Genomic DNA, 25,846 nt, shown 5'->3' with positions numbered 1-25,846 from the left:
TTTCTATTCCTGAGGTTGAACTTGTATTTTGCCATGTTCTACGCTAAACATCTTGCTGTTTACATCAATCATGTCATTTACTTGCTCGGATGTTATGGCACTAACAAACACCTGAGCTTGCGTAGCCTTGAGACGAGTCGCCAATAGTTGGCGGCGACCTGCATCAAGTTCTGAGGCAAAATCATCCAGTAGATACAGGCATCGTTGCCCGCTCTGTTGAGTGAAAAACTCACCCTGCGCTAACCTTAATGCACACATTAAAAGTTTCAGTTGACCGCGTGAAAGCATATCTTCAACAGGGGTGCCATTTGCCCTAATTCGCAAATCAGCTTTATGTGGCCCGGAGGCGGTATAGGTTAGTGCTCTATCACGCTCAAATTGGCGTTCTAGTTGCTCTGAATAATCAATTTCTTTATCCCAACCACGTTGAAAGGATACGGATAATGAAAATTCAGGTAAAAACTGTTGGCAAGTTTGCTCTATATTTTCAGCAATACCTGCAATATATTCATGACGCCATTGGCTTATTTGCTCTGAAAGTGGCGCTAATTGCTTATCCCAATGACGAATTTGGTCATAACGGGTAACTTGTCGTAATGCAGCATTTCGTTGTTTTAGTAAGCGTTTTAAGTCAGACCAAACTGAAAAAAATAATGGCTCACTGTGAAAACAGCCCCAGTCAATAAACGCGCGTCGGTATTTTGGACCACCGTTTAACAGTGTAAACCCTTCAGGGGTTATTAGCTGCATAGGTAATAATTTTGCAAGCTCTGCAATTTTATGACCATCGGTGCCATCAATCCTGACTTTACTTTCACCTTCTCTATTTTTACTTAATCCAAGAGAAAGGTCTTTACGTTGCTCATCGGCATGACTGAGTTTTCCATGCAGAATAAACTGTTCTTGCTCATGGCGGATAACGCGATTCGCTTGAATACTGCGAAATGCACGACCATGACCTAAAGTATATATTGCTTCCAGTATACTGGTTTTGCCGCTCCCATTTGGGCCAATTAAAAAATTGAACCCAATAGCAAGGGAGAGATCGGCGTCTTCAATGTTACGAAAGTCGCGGATCAATAAACGCGAAAGGATCATATAAAGTGATTACAAACGCATTGGCATGACAACATAAACAGCGGCGCTGCTCGCAGAGTCTTCAATTTGTACACTGGAAACGGCGTCAGTTAAAAGCAATTTAACATTTTCGCTTTTTAGTGTGTTTAAGACATCTAAGATATAACTGACGTTAAAGCCAATTTCCATTTCGGTACCTTGGTAACTGACATCAACAATTTCTTCTGCTTCTTCTTGTTCCGGGTTATTGGCGGTAATACGCAATTGATTTTCGCTAAAATATAAACGAACACCACGGAATTTTTCATTGGATAAAATCGCTGCGCGTGAAAATGCTTGTTTTAATAAATCGCAGCGCGCCTCTAAGGTTTTATCTGGGCTTTTCGGTAGCACTCGACGGTAATCAGGGAAACGGCCATCTACCAGTTTAGAGGTGAAAATAAAATCGCCAACGTGTGCTCGAATATTATTGCTACCGATTTGTAATTGCAAAGGCGCATCGCCGCCATCTAACAAACGCATGAGTTCCATGACCCCTTTACGCGGGACAATCACAGAATGCGATGGGAGCTCTTGACCGATATCCATTGCGCAAACAGCCAGTCGATGGCCATCAGTCGAAATGGTTCTTAGTAGTTGCCCCTCAGTTTCAAACAGCATTCCGTTGAGGTAATAACGGACATCTTGATGTGCCATTGAAAACTGGGTTGCTTCAATTAAGCGTTTCAGTATTGATTGTGGAAGTGAGAATTCAACTTCACTTTGCCAATCATCTAAATTTGGGAAATCAGTCGCCGGTAAAGTCGATAATGAAAAGCGGCTGCGACCCGAACGAACGAGTAACCGATCATCATCAAGTTCTACTCTAATTTCAGAACCTTCGGGCAAACCACGCCAGATATCAAAAAATTTGCGTGCGGGAACCGTCGTTGCGCCAACTTCATGTTCTTGAGTCAGAGGGACATTGGCCATCATCTCCATTTCTAGGTCGGTTCCGGTAAGTTGGAGTGCGCCTTCTTTTACCTGTAATAAAAGATTACCTAAAATAGGCAGAGTTGGACGACCACCTAAAGGGCCACTAACCTGCTGTAATGGTTTTAATAACTGCTCGCGTTCTATAGTAAATTTCATAGCAATTAAGATGATAATGTTCTGATTAGATTAGAAAAATCTTCTTTGATGTCATGGCTCTCTTCTCGTAATTGTTCAATTTTACGACAAGCATGAAGGACCGTTGTATGGTCGCGACCGCCAAAGGCATCCCCGATTTCAGGTAAACTGTGATTTGTCAGTTCTTTTGCGAGTGCCATTGCCATCTGACGCGGACGGGCGACAGAACGAGAACGACGCTTGGAAAGCAAATCAGCTACCTTAATTTTATAATATTCAGCCACTGTTTTCTGAATGTTATCAATAGTGACTAATTTTTCTTGTAGTGCCAGTAGATCACGCAGTGCTTCTCGAACAAAGTCGATAGTAATAGCACGACCGGTAAAATTAGCATTGGCAATAACACGGTTTAATGCGCCTTCAAGTTCACGCACATTAGAGCGTAAACGTTTAGCGATGAAAAAGGCAACTTCACCCGGCAGCTGAATTTCATTTTCATCTGCTTTTTTCATCAAAATGGCAACACGTGTTTCTAGCTCGGGCGGTTCTATCGCGACAGTCAAACCCCAACCAAAACGCGATTTTAAGCGATCTTCCACCCCATTGATCTCTTTAGGGTAGCGGTCTGAGGTCAAAATAATTTGTTGATTGCCTTCAAGTAATGCATTGAATGTATGAAAAAACTCTTCTTGTGAGCGTTCTTTGTTAGCAAAAAATTGAATGTCATCTATTAGTAAAGCATCAACAGAACGGTAATAGCGCTTGAACTCTTCAATCGCATTATTCTGTAAAGCTTTGACCATATCTTGAACAAATCGTTCAGAATGCATGTAAACCACACGGGCATTTGCTTTGTGTTGCATAATGCTGTTACCAACCGCATGCAGTAAATGCGTTTTACCTAAACCCGTACCACCATAAAGGAATAATGGATTATAGGCGCTACCTGGATTTTCTGCGACTTGTCTTGCCGCTGCACGGGCTAATTGGTTTGATTTACCTTCAACAAAGTTATCAAAAGTATGCTTAGGGTTCACATTTGAACGATAAACAACGTCTGGTAGTACTTTGTTTGAGTTGTCCCAACTTGGCCTAATGGGTGCGGATGGCATGACAAAAGCCGGTTTTTCGTGTGTGGGATTACGTGTCTGAGTGCTAGTCGGCGCCGCTGACATAGGCTTATTACCGACTTCAAAATGCAGTGCGGGTGCATTAGAGCCACAAAAATCATTCAATAATTCGTTGATATTATTGATGTACTTGTCCCTTACCCAGTCAAGGACAAAACGATTTGGGGCATAAAGTGCCAGAGTGTTACCGTTCAATTCAGCTTGAAGGGGGCGTATCCACATACTGAATTCGGTGGTAGGCAGTTCATCCTGCAATCGGGCAAGACATTGCTGCCAAAGCGAAAGTGACACGTTGGGCTCCCCTAAACAAGGTCAATGAAACAAGAATTACGGATTTAGCTCAGAATTTTTTACTGGCTGCTTTGTTTTACAAAGAAAGCCAGAGAAGTATTTTGGTTAACTTTATTATTTCTTTATTATTCATCTCTAATTCGCTATTACTGACTTAATACCAACAAAGCCAACGAAATAGTGGCGATCGTCGGATCAGCAACACGACCTAGGATCATACCGTAAAATTAATAAGAGATCTCACTCTTTTACACAGTTTTTATGCTTTTTATCCACAGGCAATTGTGTTAAGGATGCTCTTTGAGGGGTGAAGTCCTCTGGTTGATCCCGATTAGCTCTGTTTTTTCCACATGGCTGGGGATAACTTTAGACGATTTCTTGAAAAAATTCTGCACCCATAAAAAATATATTTAGATCGAGTTAAGATCCTTGCGCTTTAGGGTGGAGTCCGTATAATCTTCCTCCCTGTGTACAGTGCTAATGTGGTTTTTTAACAAGCTGCGATCCGTTAGCCTTGCATTGTGATTTTTGCCTATGCTCTAGTGAATGACGTAGAGTTCGCGTTTTTTACGGCTCAATGTTCAGGGCTAAAGTTAGCAATAATCTCAATCTAGGTCAGCCCACAGTCAGTTTGAAAATCGTGTCATTAGCAGATTGTCACGGTATATGTCAGCGAACCTGTCAGCCAGGCAATAAATAAAAGTGGTTTGATTGCGTCATCTTATTGACGTGACCCCCTATGTTTTATTACAATCCTGCTTCTTTCTATATTGTTGCGATAGAGGCACAGGTGTAAATCAGTTTTCACTGGTTGCCAACGCGTTTACTGAATCAGTAATAAATTTAAAAGTTAGGTAGAAATCGTTATGAAACGCACTTTTCAACCGTCCTTACTGAAGCGCAACCGTTCACACGGTTTCCGCGCTCGTATGGCTACTAAAAATGGTCGTCAAGTTCTGGCTCGCCGTCGTGCGAAAGGCCGCTCTAGTCTGACCGTTTCATCTAAGTAATAAAGCTAGCCCTCTATTAAAGTGGTTACGCTCGCTTTTACCCGGGAGTTACGTTTGTTAACTCCCAGGCATTTCGACAATGTCTTTAAGCAGCCGCAGAGGGCGAGTTCCCCAGAGATAACAATCCTTGGTCGCCTAAACGAGCTGGGGCATCCCCGCATCGGTCTTACCATCGCTAAAAAAAATGTTAAACGAGCTCATGAGCGAAATCGTATTAAACGATTAGCGCGTGAATACTTTCGTTTGCATCAACACGACTTGCCCCCAATGGATTTTGTGTTATTGGTAAGGAGAGGGGTCGCTAATCTCGACAATCGACAAATCACGGAAGCGTTGGATAAGTTATGGCGTCGTCATCGTCGCTTGGCTCAAAACTCCTGATTATGCTGATCAGAGGCTATCAACTGGCGATTAGTCCGTTGTTAGGACCTCGTTGTCGCTTCAATCCAACATGCTCTAATTACGGAATTGAGGCATTGCGCAGGTTTGGTATGTTAAAAGGTAGTTGGTTAACAGCGAAACGCATATTAAAATGCCACCCTTTACACGCTGGTGGAGACGATCCTGTTCCGCCTAAAAAAACTGATGATAATAGAGAATTATAACGATGGATTCGCAACGCAATCTTCTACTCATCGCTTTGTTGTTCGTATCGTTCTTAGTTTGGCAGGCCTGGGAGAGCGATAAAGTTGCTCAGGAAGTAAAAACTGTTCAGACTACGCAACAAGCGGATATGCCAAGCAGTGATGCTCAAGCTGTAACCAGCTCAGGGCAAGGTAAGCTCATTTCGGTAAAAACTGATGTATTAGATATTCGTATTAATACACGTGGTGGTGATATCGATGAGGCTGACCTGTTAGCCTACCCTGCGACCCTTCATTCGGAAGACCCTTTCCGTTTACTGGAAACTACACCAGGTTTTGTTTATCAGGCTCAAAGTGGTCTGATTGGTCCTCACGGTCCAGACAATCCAGCAAATAACAATGGCGTGCGTCCTCTTTATACTACTGAAGCGACAAGCTTTACGTTAGCACAAGGGCAAGATGAATTACGCGTACCAATGACGTTTACAGATAGCAACGGCGTTGTGTACCAAAAAACGTATATCATGAAACGTGGCCGCTATACTGTTGATGTTGAATACAGTATTCAAAACTCAACCGCTCAGCCGTTAAGCCTCGCTTTCTTTGGCCAGTTGAAACAGACTATCCAATTACCAAGCGATCGTGATACTGGTAGCAGCAACTTTGCATTGCACACTTATCGTGGTGCAGCATACTCTTCTGATGAAACTAACTATAAAAAATATAGTTTTGGTGACATTGAAGACAAAAATCTTAGCTTGACCACTAAAGGCGGCTGGATTGCAATGTTGCAGCAATATTTTGCAACAGCATGGGTGCCTGCAAGTTCTGAGAAAAGTACGTTCTATTCCATCGATTTAGATAAAAACTCCGCTATCATTGGTTATAAGAGTGAACCAATGACTATCGCTGCTAATGGTGTGGGCACGTATTCATCAACTCTCTGGATTGGGCCTGAAATCCAATCTGAAATGGTTGAAGTTGCACCTCATTTAGATTTAACCGTTGATTACGGTTGGTTATGGTTTATCTCTCAGCCACTGTTTAAATTACTGAAATTTATTCATGATTATGTTGGCAACTGGGGCTTCTCCATCATCGTTATCACCTTTATCGTTCGTGGTATCATGTACCCGCTGACTAAAGCGCAGTATACCTCGATGGCGAAAATGCGTTTACTGCAACCTAAACTGGCTGCAATGCGTGAGCGTATTGGTGATGATAAACAACGCATGAGCCAAGAAATGATGGCAATGTATAAAGCAGAGAAAGTAAACCCACTCGGTGGTTGTTTACCTCTGGTTATCCAAATGCCAATCTTCCTTGCACTTTATTATATGTTGATGGGTTCTGTTGAACTACGTCATGCGCCGTTTATTGGTTGGATTCAGGACTTGTCAGCACAAGACCCGTACTACATCCTGCCAGTGCTAATGGGTGTGACCATGTTTGTTATTCAGAAGATGTCGCCAACGGCGGTGACAGACCCAATGCAGCAGAAGATTATGACTTACATGCCAGTCGTGTTCACTATCTTCTTCCTGTGGTTCCCATCAGGTCTGGTTCTGTATTATATCGTGAGTAACTTAGTGACCATCATCCAACAACAGGTTATTTACCGTGGATTGGAAAAACGTGGTCTACATAGTCGCGATAAGAAAGAAAAAAAATAATAAAGTCTTAGGGTAACCTAAGAGGATATCCCCAAAATAAGTCGAGTTGCTAGGCGAAGCTAGCACGGGTAACTTGAAGTATGATGGGGATATGCATAATATTAAGGCGACCAATTAGGTCGCCTTATTCTTTTCAAAAAAGTGTTCCAGTCAAAGACAGAGAAACATCATGCAAATTAACGATACGATAGTCGCACAGGCAACACCTCCCGGACGTGGTGGTGTCGGTATTTTACGTGTATCAGGCCCGAAAGCTGCTTTGATTGCAGAAACGGTGCTTGGTAAACAGCCAAAGCCACGTTATGCCGATTATCTGCCGTTTCGTGATGTAGATGGCTCTGTTATTGATCAGGGTATTGCGATTTACTTTCCGGGACCAAATTCTTTTACGGGTGAAGATGTTCTTGAACTTCAAGGGCATGGCGGTCCTGTTATTCTTGATCTATTACTGAGAAGAATTTTAACCGTTGATGGTATTCGTATCGCCAATCCGGGTGAGTTTTCTGAGCGTGCATTTTTAAATGATAAATTGGATTTAGCTCAAGCTGAAGCCATTGCTGATTTAATTGATGCCAGTTCTGAACAAGCAGCTCGCTCAGCGATGAACTCATTGCAAGGAGCGTTTTCTGCCCATATCAATCAATTAGTGGAAGCACTCACTCACTTACGGATCTATGTGGAAGCTGCGATTGATTTTCCAGATGAAGAAATTGATTTCCTTTCTGACGGAAAAATTGAAGCCAAATTAGATGAAGTGGTTGCGGATTTAGAACAAGTTCGCTCACAGGCTCGTCAAGGAAGTCTGTTACGCGAAGGCATGAAAGTGGTTATCGCGGGTCGACCAAATGCGGGCAAATCAAGCCTATTAAATGCATTAGCAGGTCGAGAAGCTGCGATTGTAACGGATATTGCGGGCACAACCCGTGATGTTTTACGTGAACATATCCACATTGATGGTATGCCATTGCATATTATTGATACCGCAGGCCTGCGTGAAGCTAGTGATGAAGTTGAACGTATTGGTATTGAACGTGCTTGGAAAGAGATTGAGCAGGCAGACCGCGTGCTATTTATGGTGGATAGCACGACAACAGATGCTACCGAACCTCAAGCAATATGGCCCGAATTTATGGCGCGTTTACCTGAAACGCTGCCAGTTACGGTGATCCGTAATAAAGCAGATATGACTGGCGAGCAAATCGAGCTTGTTGAAGATACTCGTCATCCGGTTATTCGTATTTCAGCTCGTGAAGAAAAAGGGATTGATTTGCTGCGCGATCACCTGAAAGAAGCTATGGGGTTTAGTGGTAATACCGAAGGTGGTTTTCTTGCTCGTCGTCGTCACTTACAAGCCTTGAATGCAGCAGCAATACATTTAGCACAAGGCCATGAGCAGTTAGTAGGTGCTCGCTCCGGTGAGCTATTGGCTGAAGAGTTACGCTTAGCTCAGCAAGCACTGAGTGAAATCACCGGTGAATTCACCTCCGATGATTTATTAGGTCGAATTTTCTCGAGCTTTTGTATTGGGAAATAAATAAACTTCATCTACTGAGTATTGCGATGGTGTTCTATACTCAACGTCAATGTTTGAAGGGTATGTAAAACAAACTGATAAAGGTATTGAGTATTTTTATCATTCTATGGTGATAATGTTATCGCTGCTCTTCGTTAAAAAATTGATGAGGTTTGCTGAAGTTCCTCTCTTCGTGCAATAAATGCCCTGTCGTTACCAAGCAGCGGCTGGCATAATCAGAGGGCGGGGTGGATGTTCACTTTGGGTTACATATGAACCATGTAACCCAAATTAATATTTAATAAGCTTGTCCTACACGATTACGACCCACTAACATGCAACCTTCTCTATTGCCCATATCACAGGCCTTATCGAATAGAAAATTCGCTTTATTGAGATCATGAGAAACACCTAGACCGGCTTTATACATTCGTCCTAGTGCAACCATAGAGTTATCACCTCCTTGTATGGCGGCTTTTTCATACCATTTTGCGGCTTGAGTATAATCTATAGGGACACCCTGCCCTAAAAAGTAAATCACGCCCATCGCTTGCTGAGCATTGGGGTCTCCCTGTAATGCTGCCTTTTCTAACCAATATTTGGCTTTCTGTTTATCTGCTGAAATTTGGTCGCCATTAAAATAGAGCATACCCAGTCGTAGTTGCGCTATCACCGAACCATTATTCGCCGCTTTTTCTAACCACTCGACACCCTTATCAAAAGATTTTGCCATCGATACTGATTCACCTGACTCGTCACGTAAATAAAGTTCTGCCACAGCAGTTTGAGAAAGTGTATCTCCTTTATTTGATGCTTTAATAAACGCATTTTTTGCTTTTGTCTGCCATTGAGCTCGGTCAGGGTCATTAAACATAATCTCAGAGGCTTTTTCCAGATACATATATCCTAGCGCGCGATCCACTTTTGGGGATGGAGTTGCATCCATCTGGCTAAAATATTTTATTGCTTTATCAATATCCTGCGTACCCTCAATACTCAAGTAGCTCATGACACCGAGTAAAAATAAGGCTTGCTGGTCACCTTTCTCAGCTGCTTTTTCATAGTCTGCTTTGGCTAAGGTAAGGTCTTCTTTAGCTTTAAGATCAAAGATGGTAAACCACTTTAACCACTGATTGGCAATTTGGGGCGATTTGGCATTAGCCGCTTTCAAATGTGTAATAGATTTAGCGAGGTCACGGTGTTTTAGATCGGAGGTGAGGTAGATAATTCCTAAAAGATAATCACTGTTATTATTGCCATTTTTTACTGCCTTTTTATGCCACTCGATGGTTTTATCTAAACTTTTTTCAACCTCATCACCTGATCGGTATTTCTCAGCAAGATAAAATTGATATTCTGCATCACCTTGGTCAGCTTTGGTCATCACTTCATCAAGGGAAGGCTTAGCAAATGCCGAAGAACACACTGACAATAGAAACACTATTAAGATCCGTTTTATCATTTTCATCTCCTTGATGAAGGGGCTCAGTAAAAAATATTAGCAGTGCCTCTAATCCCTCACTCTACTCGCATGGGTAAACACGGTCGCTTTTCCTTGTCGGCAGAATCCGACTAGCGTTAAGTTAGCTTTCTCGGCGACTTCGATAGCTAAAGAGGTGGCTGCTGAAACGGCAAATAAAATTTCTGCTCCGCAGCTCGCGGCTTTTTGGACCATTTCATAACTTGCACGACTTGAAACCAATACTGCACCTTGCTGCCAATCGTTGCGGTGTTTCATTCCTAACAGTTTATCTAGCGCTACGTGACGGCCGACATCTTCACAACCGCCGACTAATATGCCCTCAGGGGAAATCCATGCAGCCGCATGGGTACAGCCAGTTAATGCACCGATTTCTTGTACTTTTTTAAGTTCATGCAAGGCGTTATCGAGATATGACAGAGAAAAAGTCTGGGTAAACGGCAGTGGTGCGATGGGTTTAAAGATTTCATCAAGTTGCTCAGTGCCACAAATACCACAACCTGTGCGACCGGCTAAATTACGTCTGCGTTCTTTTAATCCACTAAAACGGCGGCTAGATAATTCAACATGAACTTCAATGCCTCGGTGGCAACCTTGGACAATATCAATTCCACGAATTTCATCGCCCGATTGTATTATTCCTTCAGATAAAGAAAATCCAAGGGCAAAATCCTCTAAATCTTTCGGTGTAGCCATCATTACTACATGGGATATACCGTTAAAAACTAAAGCGACAGGTATTTCTTCTGCAACCCAGTCATCAATGGGCTCACCAAGGTTGCTTTTTTGTTGCACGCTTGTGTGATTTGCGCCGATCATTTTGATTAATCTCGCTTCATTTGTAGCATTTGTTTCATACATTAGATGAATTCCTAGCGCTAATGATACATAATATTGATTATGGGTAAAAAGAATTTACACCATTTGCCGGGCAATGAACCTGGATACGATAGGGAAGACGTTAAATAAAAACAGTTTACCTGATTATCAATATTGAAGTTAGGTAAACATGAGCAATGTAAATGAGGAGATCCCCATGCAAGTCAGCAGAAGGCGGTTCTTTAAGATCTGCGCTGGCGGTATGGCAGGTACGACGGTAGCGGCGTTAGGTTTTGCACCTTCCATCGCGTTAGCGTCAACACGTCAGTATAAGTTACTGCGTGCTAAGGAAACCAGAAATACCTGTACCTACTGTTCTGTCGGCTGTGGGCTGTTAATGTACAGTCTTGGCGATGGCGCGAAAAATGCAAAAGAGAGTATTTTTCACATTGAAGGGGACCCGGATCATCCGGTAAACCGTGGTGCACTTTGTCCTAAAGGTGCAGGCCTTATCGACTTCATTCACAGTGAAAGTCGCCTAAAATATCCTGAAGTACGCGAACCCGGTACCAATGAGTGGAAACGTATTTCTTGGGATAACGCGTTTGACCGTATTGCTAAGCTAATGAAAGAAGACCGTGATGCTAACTTTATTCCAAAAAATAAAGATGGTGTGACAGTCAATCGTTGGCTAACTACCGGTATGCTTTGTGCATCAGCAGGTAGTAATGAATCAGGTTTTGTTACTCAAAAATTCACCCGCGCCCTCGGCATGCTTGCCGTTGATAACCAAGCGCGTGTCTGACACGGACCAACGGTAGCAAGTCTTGCTCCAACATTTGGTCGCGGTGCGATGACCAACCACTGGGTTGACATTAAAAATGCAAACCTAGTCGTCGTTATGGGTGGTAATGCAGCAGAAGCGCATCCAGTCGGTTTCCGATGGGCGATGGAAGCTAAAATCCATAATAAAGCCAAACTAATTGTGATTGACCCACGCTTTACCCGTACAGCGGCAGTGGCGGATTTTTACACGCCTATTCGTTCTGGTACTGATATCGCATTTTTATCTGGCGTCATTAAATATTTACTGGATAACGAAAAAATTCAACGTGAATATGTTGAAGCTTATACCAATGCAAGTTTGGTTATCCGTGAAGACTATGGGTTTGATGATGGTTTATTTACAGGCTACGATGCTGAAAAACGTCAATATGACAAAACCACGTGGAATTATGAGTTGGATGAAAACGGCCTTGCGCTGCGCGATCCTACGCTGAAAAACCCGCGTTGTGTCATGAATTTATTGAAAGAGCACGTTAGTCGTTATACACCAGAAGTGGTTAATAACATCTGCGGTACGCCAATTGAAGACTTTTTACAAGTCTGTGAGCTGCTAGCAGAAACCAGTGTTAAAGATAAAACAGCAACATTCCTGTATGCGCTCGGTTGGACACAACATACCGTCGGTGCACAAAATATTCGTACTATGGCAATGATCCAGTTATTGCTAGGTAACATGGGAATGCTAGGTGGTGGGGTTAACGCACTTCGTGGTCACTCAAATATCCAAGGTTTGACTGACTTAGGTTTGTTGTCACAAAGTCTGCCGGGTTATATGACTTTGCCATCAGAAAAGCAAACCACACTTGAAAGTTATTTAGCGGCTAATACGCCAAAAGCCACCGTCGAAGGCCAGGTGAACTATTGGGGTAATTACCCGAAATTCTTTGTCAGTATGATGAAGACTTTCTTTGGTGATAAAGCGCAAAAAGAAAATGATTGGGGCTTTGATTTATTACCTAAATGGGATCAGGGCTACGACGTACTGCGCTATTTCGAAATGATGGATAAAGGAGAAGTGAATGGCTATATCTGCCAAGGCTTCAACCCATTAGCCTCATTCCCGAATAAAAATAAAGTTTCTAAATCGCTCTCTAAGCTTAAATTCTTAGTAACGATTGACCCGCTGAATACAGAAACTGCAAATTTCTGGCAAAACCACGGTGAAATGAATGATGTGAAACCGGAAGATATCCAAACTACTGTGTTCCGTCTGCCATCTTGCTGTTTTGCTGAAGAAAATGGTTCGATTGTAAACTCTGCGCGTTGGTTACAGTGGCATTGGAAAGGTGCGGATGCCCCGGGTGAAGCTATCAGTGATGGTGAAATCTTATCGGGTATTTATCATCGCCTACGCCAAATGTATGAAACCGAAGGCGGTGCAGTACCTGAGCAGGTTCTGAGTATGACTTGGAACTACTTTGACCGTGATAATCCAACTCCGGAAGAAGTGGCTCAAGAAAACAATGGCTATGCGCTGGTTGATCTTAAAGACGCCGATGGCAATATTATCGCGAAAAAAGGTGAACTGCTTAGTTCGTTTGCACAACTACGCGATGACGGCACAACCTCAAGTGGTTGCTGGATTTTTGCTGGTAGCTGGACGCCGAAAGGTAACCAGATGGCTAACCGTGATAACTCTGACCCAACAGGTCTTGGTAATACACTTGGTTGGGCATGGGCATGGCCGCTGAACCGTCGTGTTATTTATAACCGCGCATCAGCTGACCCAATGGGTAAACCATGGGATCCGAAGCGTCAAATTCTTGAGTGGAATGGCAGCAAGTGGATTGGTATGGATATACCAGACTATAGCAATGCCGCACCAGGAAGTGGCGTAGGGCCGTTTATCATGCAGCCAGAAGGTATGGGGCGTTTGTTTGCTTTGGATAAAATGGCCGAAGGCCCATTCCCTGAGCACTACGAGCCAATCGAAACGCCGCTTGATACTAACCCACTGCATCCAAACGTGGTGTCTAACCCTGCTGCTCGCGTCTTTAAAGATGATTGGGCTCAAATGGGTAAAGCGACAGAATTCCCTTATGTGGGAACGACTTATCGCCTGACAGAGCATTTCCACTATTGGACAAAACACGCATTGTTAAATGCCATCATTCAGCCACAGCAATTTATCGAAATTGGTGATCGCTTGGCGAAAGAGAAAGGTATTGAGCAAGGTGATACGGTAAAAGTCAGTTCGAAACGAGGTTATATCAAAGCGAAAGCCGTGGTAACCAAGCGTATTAGAACCCTGAAAGTGGCTGGAAAAGATGTCGATACTATCGGTATTCCTATTCACTGGGGCTTTGAAGGTTTGGCGGTGAAAGGCTTTATTGCAAATACGCTAACGCCATATGTGGGTGATGCGAATACTCAGACGCCGGAATTTAAGTCATTCCTTGTCAATGTGGAAAAGGTGTAAGGAGATAAATTATGTCAATGCAATCACAGGACATTATTCGTCGCTCTGCCACCAATTCCCTGACCCCCGCACCTCAGGTGCGGGATTATAAGGAAGAGGTTGCAAAGCTTATTGATGTGACGACCTGTATTGGCTGTAAAGCCTGTCAGGTCGCATGTTCAGAATGGAACGATATTCGTGACAAAATCGGTACTAACGTTGGGGTATATGATAACCCAACGGATTTAACCGCTAAGTCATGGACGGTGATGCGTTTCTCTGAAGTTGAAGAGAACGATAAATTCGAATGGTTGATCCGTAAAGATGGCTGCATGCACTGTGCTGACCCCGGTTGCTTGAAGGCTTGCCCTTCTGAAGGCGCAATCGTGCAGTACAAAAATGGTATCGTGGATTTCCAATCAGAGCATTGTATTGGTTGTGGTTACTGTATTGCAGGTTGCCCATTTGATGTGCCACGTATCAATAAAGATGATAATCGCGCATACAAATGTACGCTTTGTGTTGACCGCGTTGAAGTGGGTCAAGAGCCTGCCTGTGTAAAAACATGTCCAACGGGTGCTATTCATTTTGGTAGCAAGGAAGACATGATTAACTTGGCGGGTGAGCGTGTTGATGAGTTGAAAACGCGTGGTTATGACAATGCGGGTTTATATGACCCAGAAGGTGTGGGTGGTACGCACGTGATGTATGTTTTACATCACGCAGATAAACCTCAGTTGTACCATGGGTTGCCAGAAAATCCGACTATCAGCCCAACAGTTACTTTCTGGAAAGGTATCTGGAAGCCGTTAGCAGCGGTAGGTTTTGCTGCAACATTTGCGGCGGCCATCTTCCACTATGTGGGTATTGGTCCGAACCGCGTCTCCAAAAAAGATGAAGAAGAGGCTCTGGAAGATTTGCATAACGCAATGTCATCTGACACTTCGAAATCAAAAGAAGGGGAGGATCAGAAATGATACCAGATGATAATGACAAAATTATTCGCCACAAGCCAATAGAAAGGATTAATCATTGGGCGGTTGTGATTTGCTTTTTGTTCACTGCAATCAGCGGATTGGGCTTCTTTTTCCCGTCGCTAAATTGGTTTATGAATATTTTAGGCACGCCACAACTGTCTCGGATTTTACATCCATTCGTGGGTACGGCAATGTTTTTGCTGTTTGTCTTTATGTTCTTCCGTTATTTCCACCATAACTTCGTTAACAAAGAAGATATCAAGTGGGCAAAAAATATCGGTAAAGTACTTAAAAATGAAGAAGCTGGAGATGTTGGCCAATATAACCTCGGTCAGAAAGGGGTGTACTGGGTCGTCTCTATCTGCTTACTGCTATTGGTTGTTAGCGGCGTGATAATGTGGCGCCCATTCTTTGCCGATTATTTCCCAATTCCGCTATACCGCGCCGCTATTTTGGTGCATTCACTTTCTGCTATTGCGCTGATCATTATGATTATTGTACATGCTTATGCGGCAATGTGGGTGAAAGGTTCTGTGCGTGCGATGGTTGAAGGATGGGTAACACGTGGTTGGGCGAAAAAGCATCACCCACTGTGGTACCGTGAGCTTGTCGAAAAAGAGAAGCAGCAGCAACAACAGAAACAAGATAAAAGTTAGTTTTTTGGGTTGCTGAAATCTAGCCCATCATCAATAAATATTGGTGGTGGGCTTTTTTGTTTTTAGTGATTAATTACGTACTTTTAAGCTATAAATGAAAGCAATAAACAGCAAAATTAATACAAATGAGAACCCAGCAAAGTGGTATTTAACGGATAAAATACTGCCTGTAAGACCACCTAGAATAAAAAAGAGTACAGCAAGAAATAATACTTTTTTGCTGTTATCACCTTTAACATTTTTAAGAAATGCATTAATACAAGATGTTGTCATTCCTGTTACATAGGTTGAGTGAATGCCTACGCTTCCCACCTTATTAAAAAATCCATTCTGAATTCCCATTGATAAACTAATAATAAAAATAACAAGATTAGGGGAATAGAGGGCATGTAGCAGGAAATAAAGTATGAAAACACTACTAAATAAAAGAAAAACTAAGCCAATAACTAAACGATAGCATGATAACTGATTGTTTTTTATCCTAAACCATGACCCCGAAAGTGTACCCGTGAAAAATCCGGCAATTGAAATTGCGGATAAAAGCAACATGGAGAAGTCCATCTGTGCCAGATAGACCATGCTTAAAATACTGTTTCCGGTGAGGTGCCCCGTAAAAACTTCAAAAATAACAAATGAGCTCGCATCAACGAAGCCACCAATAAAGGCTAATAAGAGAAAGAAAGGAGTATGCGAATTAGGTTCAAATTTAAATAATGATGTCATTTTTTAGCCTTTATTGGAGATAATTCTTTTAATCAATATAGATAATAACAAAAAACCTGATACCAGAGTTACAGTATCAGGTTTTGTGATTAAATGAATCGGGTAAAAATTGAACCGTTATAAGGAATGAAGATTGTTGAGTGTTTCAATCGTCTTTTTAGCACCATTATCTCTGAGTGACAGATAGAAATTTGTCACTTTTTCAGTAAATAATGCATTGTTAACAAGCTCTGCACAGAAGAGTGAGTCTAATGATAGCAATGAAGTTACTCGGCTTTCATCATCTTCACTTTGTGCTACAAGCTCAGCGAGTTTAGTTGCTAGTGGGTCACTAATTTGAATTTGAGCTTGATTATCATCTTTACCGCTGACATACCTCATCCAGCCTGCAACAGCTAATGCTAAATAATCAAATGAGTTTCCATTATTGAGATGGATTTGAATGGAATCAAGTAATCGCTGGGAAAGCTTTAATGTGCCATCCATAGCGATTTGCCATGTACGATGTTTGAGACCGGTATTTTTAAAGCGTTCAATCAATGCATTGGCGTATTGAGGTAAATCGACATTTTTGATTGATAAAGTCGGTGCTTGCTCATTCACCATTAGATAATAAGCGGCTTTTTCATAAGCGCTATCTTGCATACATTCATTAATGTATTGATACCCGGCGAGATACCCTAAGTAAGCCAGAAATGAATGGCTACCATTTAACATGCGCAGTTTCATTTCTTCAAAAGGAATAACATTGCTAACAAGTTGAGCTCCCGCTTTTTCCCATTCAGGACGACCTGCAACAAAATTATCTTCAATCACCCATTGTTTAAAAGGTTCACAGGCTATTGCGACGTTATCGACGATTTGGCCTAGTTGTGACTGAATTTTAACTGCGGTCTCAGGCGTCATAGCGGGCACAATTCTATCCACCATCGTTGATGGAAAAGTCACGTTGTCTGCTATCCATTTCGCTAGTTCGGGATCACGCTTATTTGCCATTGCGAGGATAACATTTTTAGTAATATGGCCATTTTCAGGCATATTATCGCAAGACATCACCGTAAAGGGCGCAATACCTTGTTCTTTGCGACGTTTGAGCGTTTCAACAATCAAACCGGGCAGTGACTTGGGTGTTTCTGGTGATTGTAAATCATGAGCAATGGCTGCATTTTCAAAGTCGATAGAGCCTGTTGCCGGTACATAGCAATAGCCTTTTTCAGTCACTGTCATTGAAACAATCGCGATATTGGGGTCTAACATGCGATTAATTACAGCATCTATCCCATGAATTTCAGGATGTAAGGCTTCCTTTACTACCCCAACAGTCCGAGTTTGCCAGTTATCACCTTGCATCTCACAGACATTGTATAAATAATCTTGTGCAATTAAGTCATTAATTTGCTGCTCACCACCGACTAAATTAACTTCACAAAATCCCCAATCACTTTGATGTTCCGATGCTAATATTTCGGCAAAGATGGCTTGGTGGGCGCGATGAAACGCACCGAATCCAAGGTGCAGCATCCTGGTTTTAACCTGATTTCTATCATAGCTCGGTACTTTGATAGATTTTGGTAATTGATTTAGGTTATTCGTTGACAGTTGCATATTTGACTTTACCTTTTTGTTGCTCAAGTTCTTCAACGGCATCTAATGGGCTAGTTAAATCACGATCTTTGACTTCAGGCATAATGATTGCAGTAATTAAAGAGATTGCAGAGTAGACAATAATCATGATAGCAATTGGCCACCAACTGCCTGTAATACTACAGAAAATACCTGCTAATACCGGACCTAATCCAGAAGCAATTAATCCGCCAATCTCTTTTGCGACAGCCATACCTGTAAAGCGATTACGTGAATTAAACATCTCAGCCATCGTAATATTTTCTAAGGCAAATAATCCAAGTACCGCACTATTATGAATGACAATGATACAGATGGTGATCATATGGACACTGTTTGCGCCATTAACAATAACGGACAGCATCGGGTAGGCAAGTAACATGGCTGATAAGCTGAGGATAATATAAGGAATACGGCGACCAAATTTATCCGAGAGTAAGCCAATTAATGGGATGGTTAAGAAGCCAACAGCAGAACTTATCATGATGGCATCTGTTGGAATGCTTTTATCAAATAATAAGCTTTGTACTAAATAACCGGCTAAGAATGTTTGAATTAACCCTGAGTTACCAGCTTGACCAAAACGAATACCAGTGGCTAACCAGAAAGCTTTGGTTTTAAACATCGCGAAAAAGCTTTCTTTTGCTGGTGTTTGAGTAGAGGCCTTACTTTCTTGCTCTTCAATATTTTGTACTTTTTCAAATACTGGGCTTTCTTTTAAGTTCAGTCGTAACCATACAGCAAAAAGCATGACGACAAAGCTTGCTAAGAAAGGCACACGCCATCCCCAAGCCAGTAACTCTTCTTTATCTAACCAAAAGAACATGACAGCCCAAATTGCAGTTGCACTTAGTGTCCCACAGTTAGTACCTAGACCAACTAAGGATGCCACGATACCTCTGCGACCTTTTGGCGCGTATTCAGCAAGCATAGTACCCGCACCCGAAATCTCAGCACCAGCGCCTAGCCCTTGAATAATCCGCAACAATACTAAGAGTAGTGGTGCGAGTATCCCTACTTGGGCATAGGTTGGGAGGAAACCGATTAGCGTGGTACAAATTCCCATCATGGTGATGGTAATAAACAAAACTTTTTTACGGCCAATCCTGTCACCCATTTGGCCAAAGAAGACGGCACCAACGATACGCGCGACATAGCCTGCACCGTAGGTTCCCATCGCTAAAATTAAAGCCATCGATGCGGACTGTTCTGGAAAAAATACCTGATGAAAAACAAGTGCTGCGCCTAATGAATAGAGCTGAAAATCCATAAATTCTAGAGCGGTTCCAAGCCAACCTGAAACCGCAGCTTTGGTTAAATCACCAGAGCTGCGTTCAACCTTCCCTGTAGGGTCTATCGACTGAGTGTTCATATTATTATCCTATTAATCGCGTAGGGTACTGTGTAAGGTGTTGTTATATTTTTAATTAAATCAAAATGTTAAAAGAATTTTACAGCAGGTTTTTTGGTCTTTCTCAAAGGTTAAAATGGCGTCTTGTGCATCAGTAAATGCAAACTGATGTGTTAGTATTTTGCTTGGATCAATTTTTTTATTGGCAATCCAATCAATAACCTCTGGGAATTTTTTAGCATTCAAGCGCGAAGAAAATAAGGAGATTTCTTTGCTGGTAATGCTTTGTTGTGTTACTGAACTTGCCTCACTCGAGAATCCCATAATAGAGACTCTTGCAGCAGGAGATGCAATAAGAATTGCCTCTTGCATGATAGAAGGATGACAAGCAGCATCTAACACGAGTGTTGGCCGAATATTTAATGCTTTGAGCTGTTCTGGAAGTGGAATTTGTGAATTATCAATGACGATATCAGCGCCGCAAGCTGTTGCTCTTGCTAAGCGTTCAGCAACACGGTCAACGACAATCAAAGTCTTAACTTGATAGACACCTTTTAATACTTGAGCACAGGTCAAACCAATGGTTCCTGCTCCATAGACAAGTGCAATATCCGCATTATTTGGTTTAACGTGCGAAGTGACATTTGCTGCGATTGAGTAAGGTTCAACAGTCACCGCATGTTCATCAGGGATATTATCTGGGATGGTATAGGCATTATCAGCAGGAACAGTCACATATTCAGTAAAGCCACCATCCGTATGAACGCCTAATACTTCGAGTGTTTCACACACATTTGGTTTACCAATTGAACATGGATAACAGTGACCACAGCTTAGTACTGGGTCAATCGATACACGTTCACCTATGCGTTTACTATCTACAGCATTGCCTACTTTATCGATGACGCCAAAAAACTCATGTCCAATGATCCGTGGATATTTGGCAAAAGGGTTGTGTCCACGGTAAATATGGCTATCTGAGCCACAAATACCCGCTAGACGTACTTTGATTCTAACTTGATGCGCTTGCGGTTCTGGGATAGCACGTTCTTCAATGAGTAATGTATTTGGTTCTTTAATTACGACAGCTTTCATGTTGAACTCCAAAAATTAAATAATATTTACCAATTCCACAAAGTCCCGTCTTCTAAACGAGCGACAGGCAGGTATGCAGGTTTGTAGGGATATTTTGCTGCGAGCTTTTCATCAAAATCGATACCAAGACCCGGCTTATTTCCTGGATGCATGTAGCCATCTTTAAATGTCCAGTTAATTGAGAACACCGAGAGCATCTCTTCTGAGTATCCCATAAACTCTTGTACTCCAAAGTTAGGTACCCAGAGGTCAAAATGCAGCGCCGCAGCATGGCAAATAGGCGAGAGGTCAGAAGGGCCATGTGAACCTGTTCTAACTTGATAAAGTGAGGCGAAATCAGCGATACGACGCATACCTGTAATACCGCCAGCATGAGTAATCGTTGTGCGGATATAATCGATAAGTTGTTCTTCGATGAGTTGCTTACAGTCCCAAATGCTATTAAAAACTTCGCCAACCGCAATAGGGGTGACTGTGTGTTGGCGTATTAATCTAAAGCAAGCTTGGTTTTCTGCGGGCGTCGGGTCTTCCATCCAAAATAGACGAGCATCTTCAATACTTTTACCAAAGCGCGCAGCTTCAATAGGGGTTAAGCGGTGATGAACATCATGCAGAAGATGTTCATTGAAACCATATTTGTCTCGCACAGCGTCAAACAGTTTCGGCATAAAATCGAGATATTTTTCGGTTGACCAAAGTTGTTCTTCGGGGTGATGGCCTTTAGTTGCAGGCTCATAAGCGAGGTTCTGTCCTTTGCTTTGGCCATAAGTGGTTGCCATTCCTGGAATACCGCATTGAACACGAATTGCTTTGAAGCCCTTTTCTTTGTACTTCGCGTAGTTATCAAGCGCTTCAGGAATATCTTTACCCGTGGTATGACAGTAGACCATCACGCCTTCGCGAGAGGCACCACCGAGCAACTGGTAGACCGGAAGATTGGCAATTTTCCCTTTGATGTCCCATAGCGCCATATCTATCGCTGAGATAGCCGACATCGTCACGGGGCCTCTTCGCCAATAAGCTCCTTTGTAAAAAAATTGATGAATATCTTCAATTTTATGCGGATCTCTACCTATTAATTGTGGGCAAAGATGATCTTGCAGATATGAGGCTACCGCGCATTCTCTACCGTTTAGTGTGGCATCGCCTAGCCCATAAACACCTTCATCTGTTGTAATTTTCAGTGTGACAAAATTACGACCGGGACTACAGATGAAGACTTCCGCTTTTATTATTTTCATTGTTTACTCCAATGTTTGGATACTCAACTGATCAACCAAAACCGACATATTTAGCTTAATTGGTTTATCTATTGGTTGACCAGATTTGCTTTTTTTCACTCTACCAATCAAAAAAATAAAAGACAATGGCTAAAAAGCCGGCAATAAGTGAAGGTGATCACAAATTGGTTAACTTGTTAGCGGAGAATATTCAATAAATTGGTTGACCATTGTGATTTAGGAAGATAGTCTAGAGTGGAAGAAATAAATTTAATTCGACAACGCGTTGTACATATATATGAAAACTCAATACCGCTCGTACCAGTACCTAGGTCAGCAGTTAAAAGAGCTCATCGCCTCTGGTGAATATCCGATAGGAAGTCGGTTAATGCCTGAGCGTGAGATCGCTAAAAAATATGATGTTAGTCGCTCATTGGTACGTGAAGCGCTCATCATGCTTGAAATTGAAAAGCTGGTTTCTATCAAAAAAGGCTCAGGTGTTTATGTTATTAATCACCCTGACTTATTGATTGATGAAGTCAAAAACTTGGATCATGGTCCTTTTGAAATCCTGCAAGCTCGTCAGGTAATTGAAAGTGCAATTGCGGCATGTGCAGCACAATATGCGACAAAAGCCGATATACAAGAGATCCGAGCGCTATTAGAAGATGAACGAATTAAAGTCGCTAATAATGAAAGTGACGATGCAAATGATCATAAATTCCATGTGTTAATAGCTCGCGCAAGCAAAAACGACATGATGGCAAAGATCATTGATGATATTTGGGCTGTTCGACGAAATAGCCCGATGTGGGACAAGTTGCATGAGCACATCGATAACACAACTTACAGAAAGAAGTGGTTGATTGATCATGAAAATATTTTAAATGCACTACAAAAACGTGATCCAGAATTGGCCAAAAAAGAGATGTGGCAACATTTAGAGAATGTTAAAAATACTTTAATGGAGCTTTCTGATTTTGATGATCCCAATTTTGATGGTTACTTATTTGAAACAATTCCTTATCAGACTATTTTTGAATAATCGAAGGAGAAGTACCCATGGAGCATACGTGGCGTTGGTATGGACCTAATGACCCAGTTTCTTTGAGCGATGCAAGACAAGCAGAGGCGACAGGCATTGTCTCTGCACTTCATCACATTCCAAACGGTGTAATTTGGAGTGTTGATGAGATTCTTAAACGCAAAGCTATTATTGAAGAAGCGGGCTTAGTTTGGTCTGTTGTAGAAAGTATTCCGGTTCACGAAGATATTAAAACTCAGCAAGGTAATTTTGAGCAATATATTCAAAACTATCAGCAAAGTATTCGTAATTTGGCATCATGTGGTATTAGAACGATTTGCTACAATTTTATGCCTATTCTGGATTGGACACGTACTGACTTAGCTTATACGTTAGCGGATGGTTCCAAAGCACTACGTTTTGATAATATTGCTTTTGCAGCATTTGAGATCCACATATTAAAACGTACTAATGCCCAAGCAAGTTATTCTACTGATGAAGTTAAACAAGCCGATGCATATTATGCACAGATGACATCGGACGATATTGATAAACTGATTAAAAATATTATTGCTGGCTTACCAGGCGCAGAAGAAGGATATACGTTAGAACAATTTCGCCAGCGTTTAGCCATATATAATAATGTTGATAAAAATCAGCTACGCGAAAATTTACGTTATTTCTTGCAGAAAATCGTACCTGTTTGTGAAGAAGAAAATGTCGTCTTGGCTATTCATCCAGATGATCCACCTCGTCCAATACTCGGCTTGCCACGTATTGTATCCACTATCGAGGATATGCAGTTTATTAAAGAGAGCTGCGATAGCATTCATAATGGTTTTACTATGTGCACAGGGTCTTATGGGGTAAGAGCAGATAACGACCTCGTGAAAATGATAGAAACATTTGGTGATCGCATTCACTTTACCCATTTACGTTCAACAGTAAGAGAAGATAACCCAAATACTTTCCATGAAGGAAATCATATTGCGGGTGATGTTGATATGTTTGCCGTGGTTAAAGCTATTTTAGGAATTGAACAAAAACGTTATTCAGCAGGGTTGCCACCAATACCGATGAGACCTGATCATGGACATCAAATACTTGATGACCTGAAAAAAGTAACCAATCCAGGTTATTCTGCTATTGGTCGTCTTAAAGGTTTAGCTGAGGTTAGAGGCTTAGAACTCGCTATTAAGCGTATTTATTATCCTGACCTTTTGAAAGTTTAAATAAGTATATAAACAATATTATATTTGGTATTCACTGTTATGTCAAAGGTACGGTTGTATCTTTAAGAATAATATAATGATTATGGCGGGTTATTTGTGATGGGTATTTTTTTAAAATATCCCATCACAGAACCCGCCTTTTATTTATTGCGTTTTATTTGGAATAAAAATTAATTAGATTGCTTCAACAGGGACATAAACTGGCCACCATGCTGATGTTCTAACAATTTCAATTTCAGATGCTTTAGGATCTACTTTTGCAACACCTTGTGATTTTGCAACTCTCATGACTTCTAACGCAACAATACTTGAGGTAATACGTAAATCTTCGTTAGACGGTAACAAAGATGCCCCTTCAGAGCCTAAGGTTGCTTGGCTAGCAACAGCTTGTACTGCCGCAAAAATCATTTCGTCTGTAATTTGCTCTGCTTTTGCCACAATCGCGCCAAAACCAAGTCCTGGATATAATGCGGCATTATTAGCTTGGCCAATTTTGTAATTCACATTTTTATACAGCACGTCAGCAAATGGTGCACCTGTTGCGACGAAAACACGACCATCAGTCCACTCAATGAGGTGCTGTGGAGTAGCCTCATGTAGCAACGTTGGGTTTGATAATGGGAAAATAATTGGGCGTTCAACATGGCTGGCCATATTACGCACAACATCTTCTGTAAATGCGCCAGGTGTTGTTGATGTGCCAATTAAAATGGTTGGTTTAACTTGATCAACGACTGATGCTAAGTCAATAATTCCTTTATCTTTATTAAGATTCGCTAGTATGTTAGCCATATCTGGCCAGCGTGTTTGTGCTTCTACAGAGACATCCACTTTCGTTCTTTTGTAGTTTGCAACTTCTTGGCTGCTTCTTGCGTAATCTTTTTGGAAATAAAGTAAATTATCGGTCATATCTGCGGTCAGCAAGCCCGGTAAATCAATTAACCAGATACGGGATATCGCTTCTTCGCGAGAAAGACCGCTGCGGATCATTTGGTCACGAATTTGGTCTGCAATACCACAACCTGCTGTACCTGAACCAAATATAACTACGCGTTGTTCCGTCCAAGGGGTTTTACTTAATTTAACCGCATTGAGTAAGCCTGCAAGTACAATGGCGCCTGTACCTTGAACATCATCGTTAAAGGTTGCAAAGTTTTTACGATATTTATCGAGAATACGGCGTGCATTAGTTGAGCCAAAATCTTCCCAGTGCAACACGGCGTTAGGAAAGAGTTTTCTTGCAGCTTTAACATAAGCGTCAACAAAATCATCGTAGACTTTACCTTGAATGCGTTCATGGCGATTTCCGACATACGATGGGTCATTTAACAATTTCTCATTATTGGTACCAACATCTAACACAACAGGAATGACACTGTGCGGATCAACACCAGCTGCCGCAGTATAAACCGCCAGTTTACCCACAGAAATATCAATGCCGTTAGAACCCCAGTCACCGATACCTAGTATTTCTTCTGCATCTGTCGTGACGATTAAGCGAATATCTCCGCCTTCAGCGCCAAACGCGCGTAGTTTTTCTTCTATCAATTCAGGTTCATTAATACTTAAGAATATTCCACGTGGTCGAGTAATGATTTCACTGTAGTTTTCAATGGCATCACCTACTACTGGGTCATAAACGACAGGCAGCATTTCTAACATATGACGTTGTAATAAGGCATAAAATAAAGTCACATTATTATCATGTAGACGCCACATATAAATATGTTTATCAAGATCTGTTCGGCATGAACTATAGGCACGGTAAGCGCGATTTAATTGTGTTTCCATATCCTCTGTGACAACGGGAGGTAAAATACCATTTAAATCTAATGCTTTTCTTTCTTCTGCGGTAAATGCAGTACCTTTATTTAGAGAAGGATCTCTTAATACTTGATACCCTCTTGCAGTTGTTTTTATTTTTCGAATATTATTTTCAATAATAACTTTAGCTTGGCGACTATACATAAACTTCACCTATTCAATTTAAGATGTTCAATTTAAGATATATACT

21 protein-coding genes are annotated in these 25,846 nt (G+C 41.7%); 10 read left to right on the top strand and 11 right to left on the bottom strand.

The window, feature by feature from the left end; genetic code table 11:
* Positions 1 to 3: 3 nt before the first annotated feature.
* The 3 genes from recF to dnaA are packed head-to-tail and all read right to left on the bottom strand — an operon-like array spanning position 4 to position 3,608.
* Positions 4 to 1,098, bottom strand: a complete 1,095-nt coding sequence (recF, locus tag ACTH6U_RS07985) for a DNA replication/repair protein RecF (RefSeq protein WP_294101545.1) — start codon at positions 1,096 to 1,098, stop codon at positions 4 to 6.
* Between the two features lie 9 nt (positions 1,099 to 1,107).
* Entirely contained in the window at positions 1,108 to 2,208 is a 1,101-nt protein-coding gene (dnaN, locus tag ACTH6U_RS07980) for a DNA polymerase III subunit beta (RefSeq protein ID WP_294101543.1), read from the bottom strand.
* 5 nt (positions 2,209 to 2,213) lie between these two features.
* A complete protein-coding gene (gene dnaA, locus ACTH6U_RS07975; RefSeq protein WP_294101540.1) occupies positions 2,214 to 3,608 on the bottom strand; it encodes a chromosomal replication initiator protein DnaA in 1,395 nt (464 codons plus the stop codon).
* A gap of 866 nt (positions 3,609 to 4,474) precedes the next feature.
* On the opposite strand from dnaA, the gene rpmH reads away from it, so the two are divergent.
* From rpmH to mnmE, 5 genes are all read left to right on the top strand, one after another.
* Complete coding sequence (rpmH, locus tag ACTH6U_RS07970) at positions 4,475 to 4,618, top strand: 50S ribosomal protein L34 (RefSeq protein WP_068437925.1); 144 nt, start codon at positions 4,475 to 4,477, stop codon at positions 4,616 to 4,618.
* 21 nt (positions 4,619 to 4,639) lie between these two features.
* Complete coding sequence (gene rnpA / locus ACTH6U_RS07965; protein WP_336428639.1) at positions 4,640 to 4,999, top strand: ribonuclease P protein component; 360 nt, start codon at positions 4,640 to 4,642, stop codon at positions 4,997 to 4,999.
* Positions 4,963 to 5,223, top strand: coding sequence for a membrane protein insertion efficiency factor YidD (yidD, locus tag ACTH6U_RS07960; RefSeq protein WP_294101523.1), 261 nt, complete (start codon positions 4,963 to 4,965; stop codon positions 5,221 to 5,223). Before rnpA ends, yidD begins: the two co-directional genes overlap by 37 nt.
* 2 nt (positions 5,224 to 5,225) lie before the next feature.
* The gene (yidC, locus tag ACTH6U_RS07955; RefSeq protein WP_294101520.1) at positions 5,226 to 6,875 is read left to right on the top strand and encodes a membrane protein insertase YidC; all 1,650 of its coding nucleotides are present in this window, start codon (positions 5,226 to 5,228) and stop codon (positions 6,873 to 6,875) included.
* 169 nt (positions 6,876 to 7,044) lie between these two features.
* A complete protein-coding gene (mnmE, locus tag ACTH6U_RS07950) occupies positions 7,045 to 8,409 on the top strand; it encodes a tRNA uridine-5-carboxymethylaminomethyl(34) synthesis GTPase MnmE (protein WP_294101517.1) in 1,365 nt (454 codons plus the stop codon).
* A 277-nt stretch (positions 8,410 to 8,686) separates the two neighbouring features.
* Here the strand turns inward: mnmE and ACTH6U_RS07945 are convergent, their stop codons facing one another.
* Both ACTH6U_RS07945 and fdhD read right to left on the bottom strand, forming a co-directional pair.
* On the bottom strand, positions 8,687 to 9,850 hold the full coding sequence (locus ACTH6U_RS07945; protein ID WP_441831962.1) for a tetratricopeptide repeat protein: 1,164 nt from the start codon (positions 9,848 to 9,850) through the stop codon (positions 8,687 to 8,689).
* Positions 9,851 to 9,898: 48 nt separating this feature from the next.
* Positions 9,899 to 10,729 carry a formate dehydrogenase accessory sulfurtransferase FdhD gene (fdhD, locus tag ACTH6U_RS07940; RefSeq protein ID WP_441831961.1) on the bottom strand — a complete coding sequence of 277 codons (831 nt, stop codon included), beginning with the start codon at positions 10,727 to 10,729 and terminating at the stop codon, positions 9,899 to 9,901.
* Between the two features lie 175 nt (positions 10,730 to 10,904).
* Here fdhD and fdnG point away from each other — a divergent pair, with 175 nt between their 5' ends.
* Genes fdnG through fdoI form a run of 3 tightly spaced genes read left to right on the top strand, consistent with a single transcriptional unit; the run spans position 10,905 to position 15,564 of the window.
* Positions 10,905 to 13,952 (top strand): formate dehydrogenase-N subunit alpha, encoded by a 3,048-nt coding sequence (gene fdnG, locus ACTH6U_RS07935; protein WP_434720504.1) that lies wholly within the window; start codon positions 10,905 to 10,907, stop codon positions 13,950 to 13,952.
* 11 nt (positions 13,953 to 13,963) lie between these two features.
* Positions 13,964 to 14,908 carry a formate dehydrogenase subunit beta gene (gene fdxH / locus ACTH6U_RS07930; RefSeq protein WP_336428634.1) on the top strand — a complete coding sequence of 315 codons (945 nt, stop codon included), beginning with the start codon at positions 13,964 to 13,966 and terminating at the stop codon, positions 14,906 to 14,908.
* The gene (gene fdoI, locus ACTH6U_RS07925; protein ID WP_434720503.1) at positions 14,905 to 15,564 is read left to right on the top strand and encodes a formate dehydrogenase cytochrome b556 subunit; all 660 of its coding nucleotides are present in this window, start codon (positions 14,905 to 14,907) and stop codon (positions 15,562 to 15,564) included. Before fdxH ends, fdoI begins: the two co-directional genes overlap by 4 nt.
* Before the next feature lie 69 nt (positions 15,565 to 15,633).
* Here the strand turns inward: fdoI and ACTH6U_RS07920 are convergent, their stop codons facing one another.
* The 5 genes from ACTH6U_RS07920 to manD all read right to left on the bottom strand — a co-directional run bounded on the left by ACTH6U_RS07920 (position 15,634) and on the right by manD (position 21,597).
* Positions 15,634 to 16,287, bottom strand: coding sequence for a YoaK family protein (locus ACTH6U_RS07920; protein WP_294101498.1), 654 nt, complete (start codon positions 16,285 to 16,287; stop codon positions 15,634 to 15,636).
* Between the two features lie 117 nt (positions 16,288 to 16,404).
* On the bottom strand, positions 16,405 to 17,892 hold the full coding sequence (locus tag ACTH6U_RS07915; RefSeq protein WP_441831960.1) for a mannitol dehydrogenase family protein: 1,488 nt from the start codon (positions 17,890 to 17,892) through the stop codon (positions 16,405 to 16,407).
* The gene (locus ACTH6U_RS07910) at positions 17,873 to 19,282 is read right to left on the bottom strand and encodes an MFS transporter (protein WP_434720500.1); all 1,410 of its coding nucleotides are present in this window, start codon (positions 19,280 to 19,282) and stop codon (positions 17,873 to 17,875) included. The genes ACTH6U_RS07915 and ACTH6U_RS07910 overlap by 20 nt, the downstream gene beginning before the upstream one ends.
* A 60-nt stretch (positions 19,283 to 19,342) precedes the next feature.
* Positions 19,343 to 20,356: a Zn-dependent oxidoreductase gene (locus tag ACTH6U_RS07905; protein WP_441831959.1), complete on the bottom strand. Its 1,014-nt coding sequence runs from the start codon at positions 20,354 to 20,356 to the stop codon at positions 19,343 to 19,345.
* Between the two features lie 26 nt (positions 20,357 to 20,382).
* Positions 20,383 to 21,597 carry a D-mannonate dehydratase ManD gene (manD, locus tag ACTH6U_RS07900; RefSeq protein WP_294101487.1) on the bottom strand — a complete coding sequence of 405 codons (1,215 nt, stop codon included), beginning with the start codon at positions 21,595 to 21,597 and terminating at the stop codon, positions 20,383 to 20,385.
* 277 nt (positions 21,598 to 21,874) lie between these two features.
* Here manD and ACTH6U_RS07895 point away from each other — a divergent pair, with 277 nt between their 5' ends.
* Together ACTH6U_RS07895 and uxuA are read left to right on the top strand one after the other, a co-directional pair.
* Positions 21,875 to 22,621 carry an FCD domain-containing protein gene (locus tag ACTH6U_RS07895; RefSeq protein ID WP_294101486.1) on the top strand — a complete coding sequence of 249 codons (747 nt, stop codon included), beginning with the start codon at positions 21,875 to 21,877 and terminating at the stop codon, positions 22,619 to 22,621.
* Between the two features lie 17 nt (positions 22,622 to 22,638).
* The gene (uxuA, locus tag ACTH6U_RS07890) at positions 22,639 to 23,832 is read left to right on the top strand and encodes a mannonate dehydratase (protein ID WP_294101483.1); all 1,194 of its coding nucleotides are present in this window, start codon (positions 22,639 to 22,641) and stop codon (positions 23,830 to 23,832) included.
* A 174-nt stretch (positions 23,833 to 24,006) separates the two neighbouring features.
* Here the strand turns inward: uxuA and ACTH6U_RS07885 are convergent, their stop codons facing one another.
* Entirely contained in the window at positions 24,007 to 25,800 is a 1,794-nt protein-coding gene (locus ACTH6U_RS07885) for an NAD-dependent malic enzyme (RefSeq protein WP_441831958.1), read from the bottom strand.
* Between the last annotated feature and the right edge of the window lie 46 nt (positions 25,801 to 25,846).

This window comes from Providencia sp., assembly GCF_052096715.1.
Classification (GTDB): Bacteria; Pseudomonadota; Gammaproteobacteria; order Enterobacterales; family Enterobacteriaceae; genus Providencia.
Note: the sequence above shows the minus strand (reverse complement) of the source record. Positions and strands in the feature narration are given on the sequence as shown.

What these genes read in the sequence shown, in the direction of transcription:
- rpmH (WP_068437925.1), top strand. Translation starts at nt 4,475, where the DNA reads ATGAAACGCACTTTTCAACCGTCCTTACTGAAGCGCAACCGTTCACAC.
- ACTH6U_RS07885 (WP_441831958.1), bottom strand. Translation starts at nt 25,800, where the DNA reads ATGTATAGTCGCCAAGCTAAAGTTATTATTGAAAATAATATTCGAAAA.
- uxuA (WP_294101483.1), top strand. Translation starts at nt 22,639, where the DNA reads ATGGAGCATACGTGGCGTTGGTATGGACCTAATGACCCAGTTTCTTTG.
- recF (WP_294101545.1), bottom strand. Translation starts at nt 1,098, where the DNA reads ATGATCCTTTCGCGTTTATTGATCCGCGACTTTCGTAACATTGAAGAC.
- yidD (WP_294101523.1), top strand. Translation starts at nt 4,963, where the DNA reads ATGGCGTCGTCATCGTCGCTTGGCTCAAAACTCCTGATTATGCTGATC.
- ACTH6U_RS07905 (WP_441831959.1), bottom strand. Translation starts at nt 20,356, where the DNA reads ATGAAAGCTGTCGTAATTAAAGAACCAAATACATTACTCATTGAAGAA.
- ACTH6U_RS07920 (WP_294101498.1), bottom strand. Translation starts at nt 16,287, where the DNA reads ATGACATCATTATTTAAATTTGAACCTAATTCGCATACTCCTTTCTTT.
- ACTH6U_RS07910 (WP_434720500.1), bottom strand. Translation starts at nt 19,282, where the DNA reads ATGAACACTCAGTCGATAGACCCTACAGGGAAGGTTGAACGCAGCTCT.
- fdhD (WP_441831961.1), bottom strand. Translation starts at nt 10,729, where the DNA reads ATGTATGAAACAAATGCTACAAATGAAGCGAGATTAATCAAAATGATC.
- fdoI (WP_434720503.1), top strand. Translation starts at nt 14,905, where the DNA reads ATGATACCAGATGATAATGACAAAATTATTCGCCACAAGCCAATAGAA.
- fdxH (WP_336428634.1), top strand. Translation starts at nt 13,964, where the DNA reads ATGTCAATGCAATCACAGGACATTATTCGTCGCTCTGCCACCAATTCC.
- manD (WP_294101487.1), bottom strand. Translation starts at nt 21,597, where the DNA reads ATGAAAATAATAAAAGCGGAAGTCTTCATCTGTAGTCCCGGTCGTAAT.
- mnmE (WP_294101517.1), top strand. Translation starts at nt 7,045, where the DNA reads ATGCAAATTAACGATACGATAGTCGCACAGGCAACACCTCCCGGACGT.
- yidC (WP_294101520.1), top strand. Translation starts at nt 5,226, where the DNA reads ATGGATTCGCAACGCAATCTTCTACTCATCGCTTTGTTGTTCGTATCG.
- ACTH6U_RS07945 (WP_441831962.1), bottom strand. Translation starts at nt 9,850, where the DNA reads ATGATAAAACGGATCTTAATAGTGTTTCTATTGTCAGTGTGTTCTTCG.
- dnaN (WP_294101543.1), bottom strand. Translation starts at nt 2,208, where the DNA reads ATGAAATTTACTATAGAACGCGAGCAGTTATTAAAACCATTACAGCAG.
- ACTH6U_RS07895 (WP_294101486.1), top strand. Translation starts at nt 21,875, where the DNA reads ATGAAAACTCAATACCGCTCGTACCAGTACCTAGGTCAGCAGTTAAAA.
- ACTH6U_RS07915 (WP_441831960.1), bottom strand. Translation starts at nt 17,892, where the DNA reads ATGCAACTGTCAACGAATAACCTAAATCAATTACCAAAATCTATCAAA.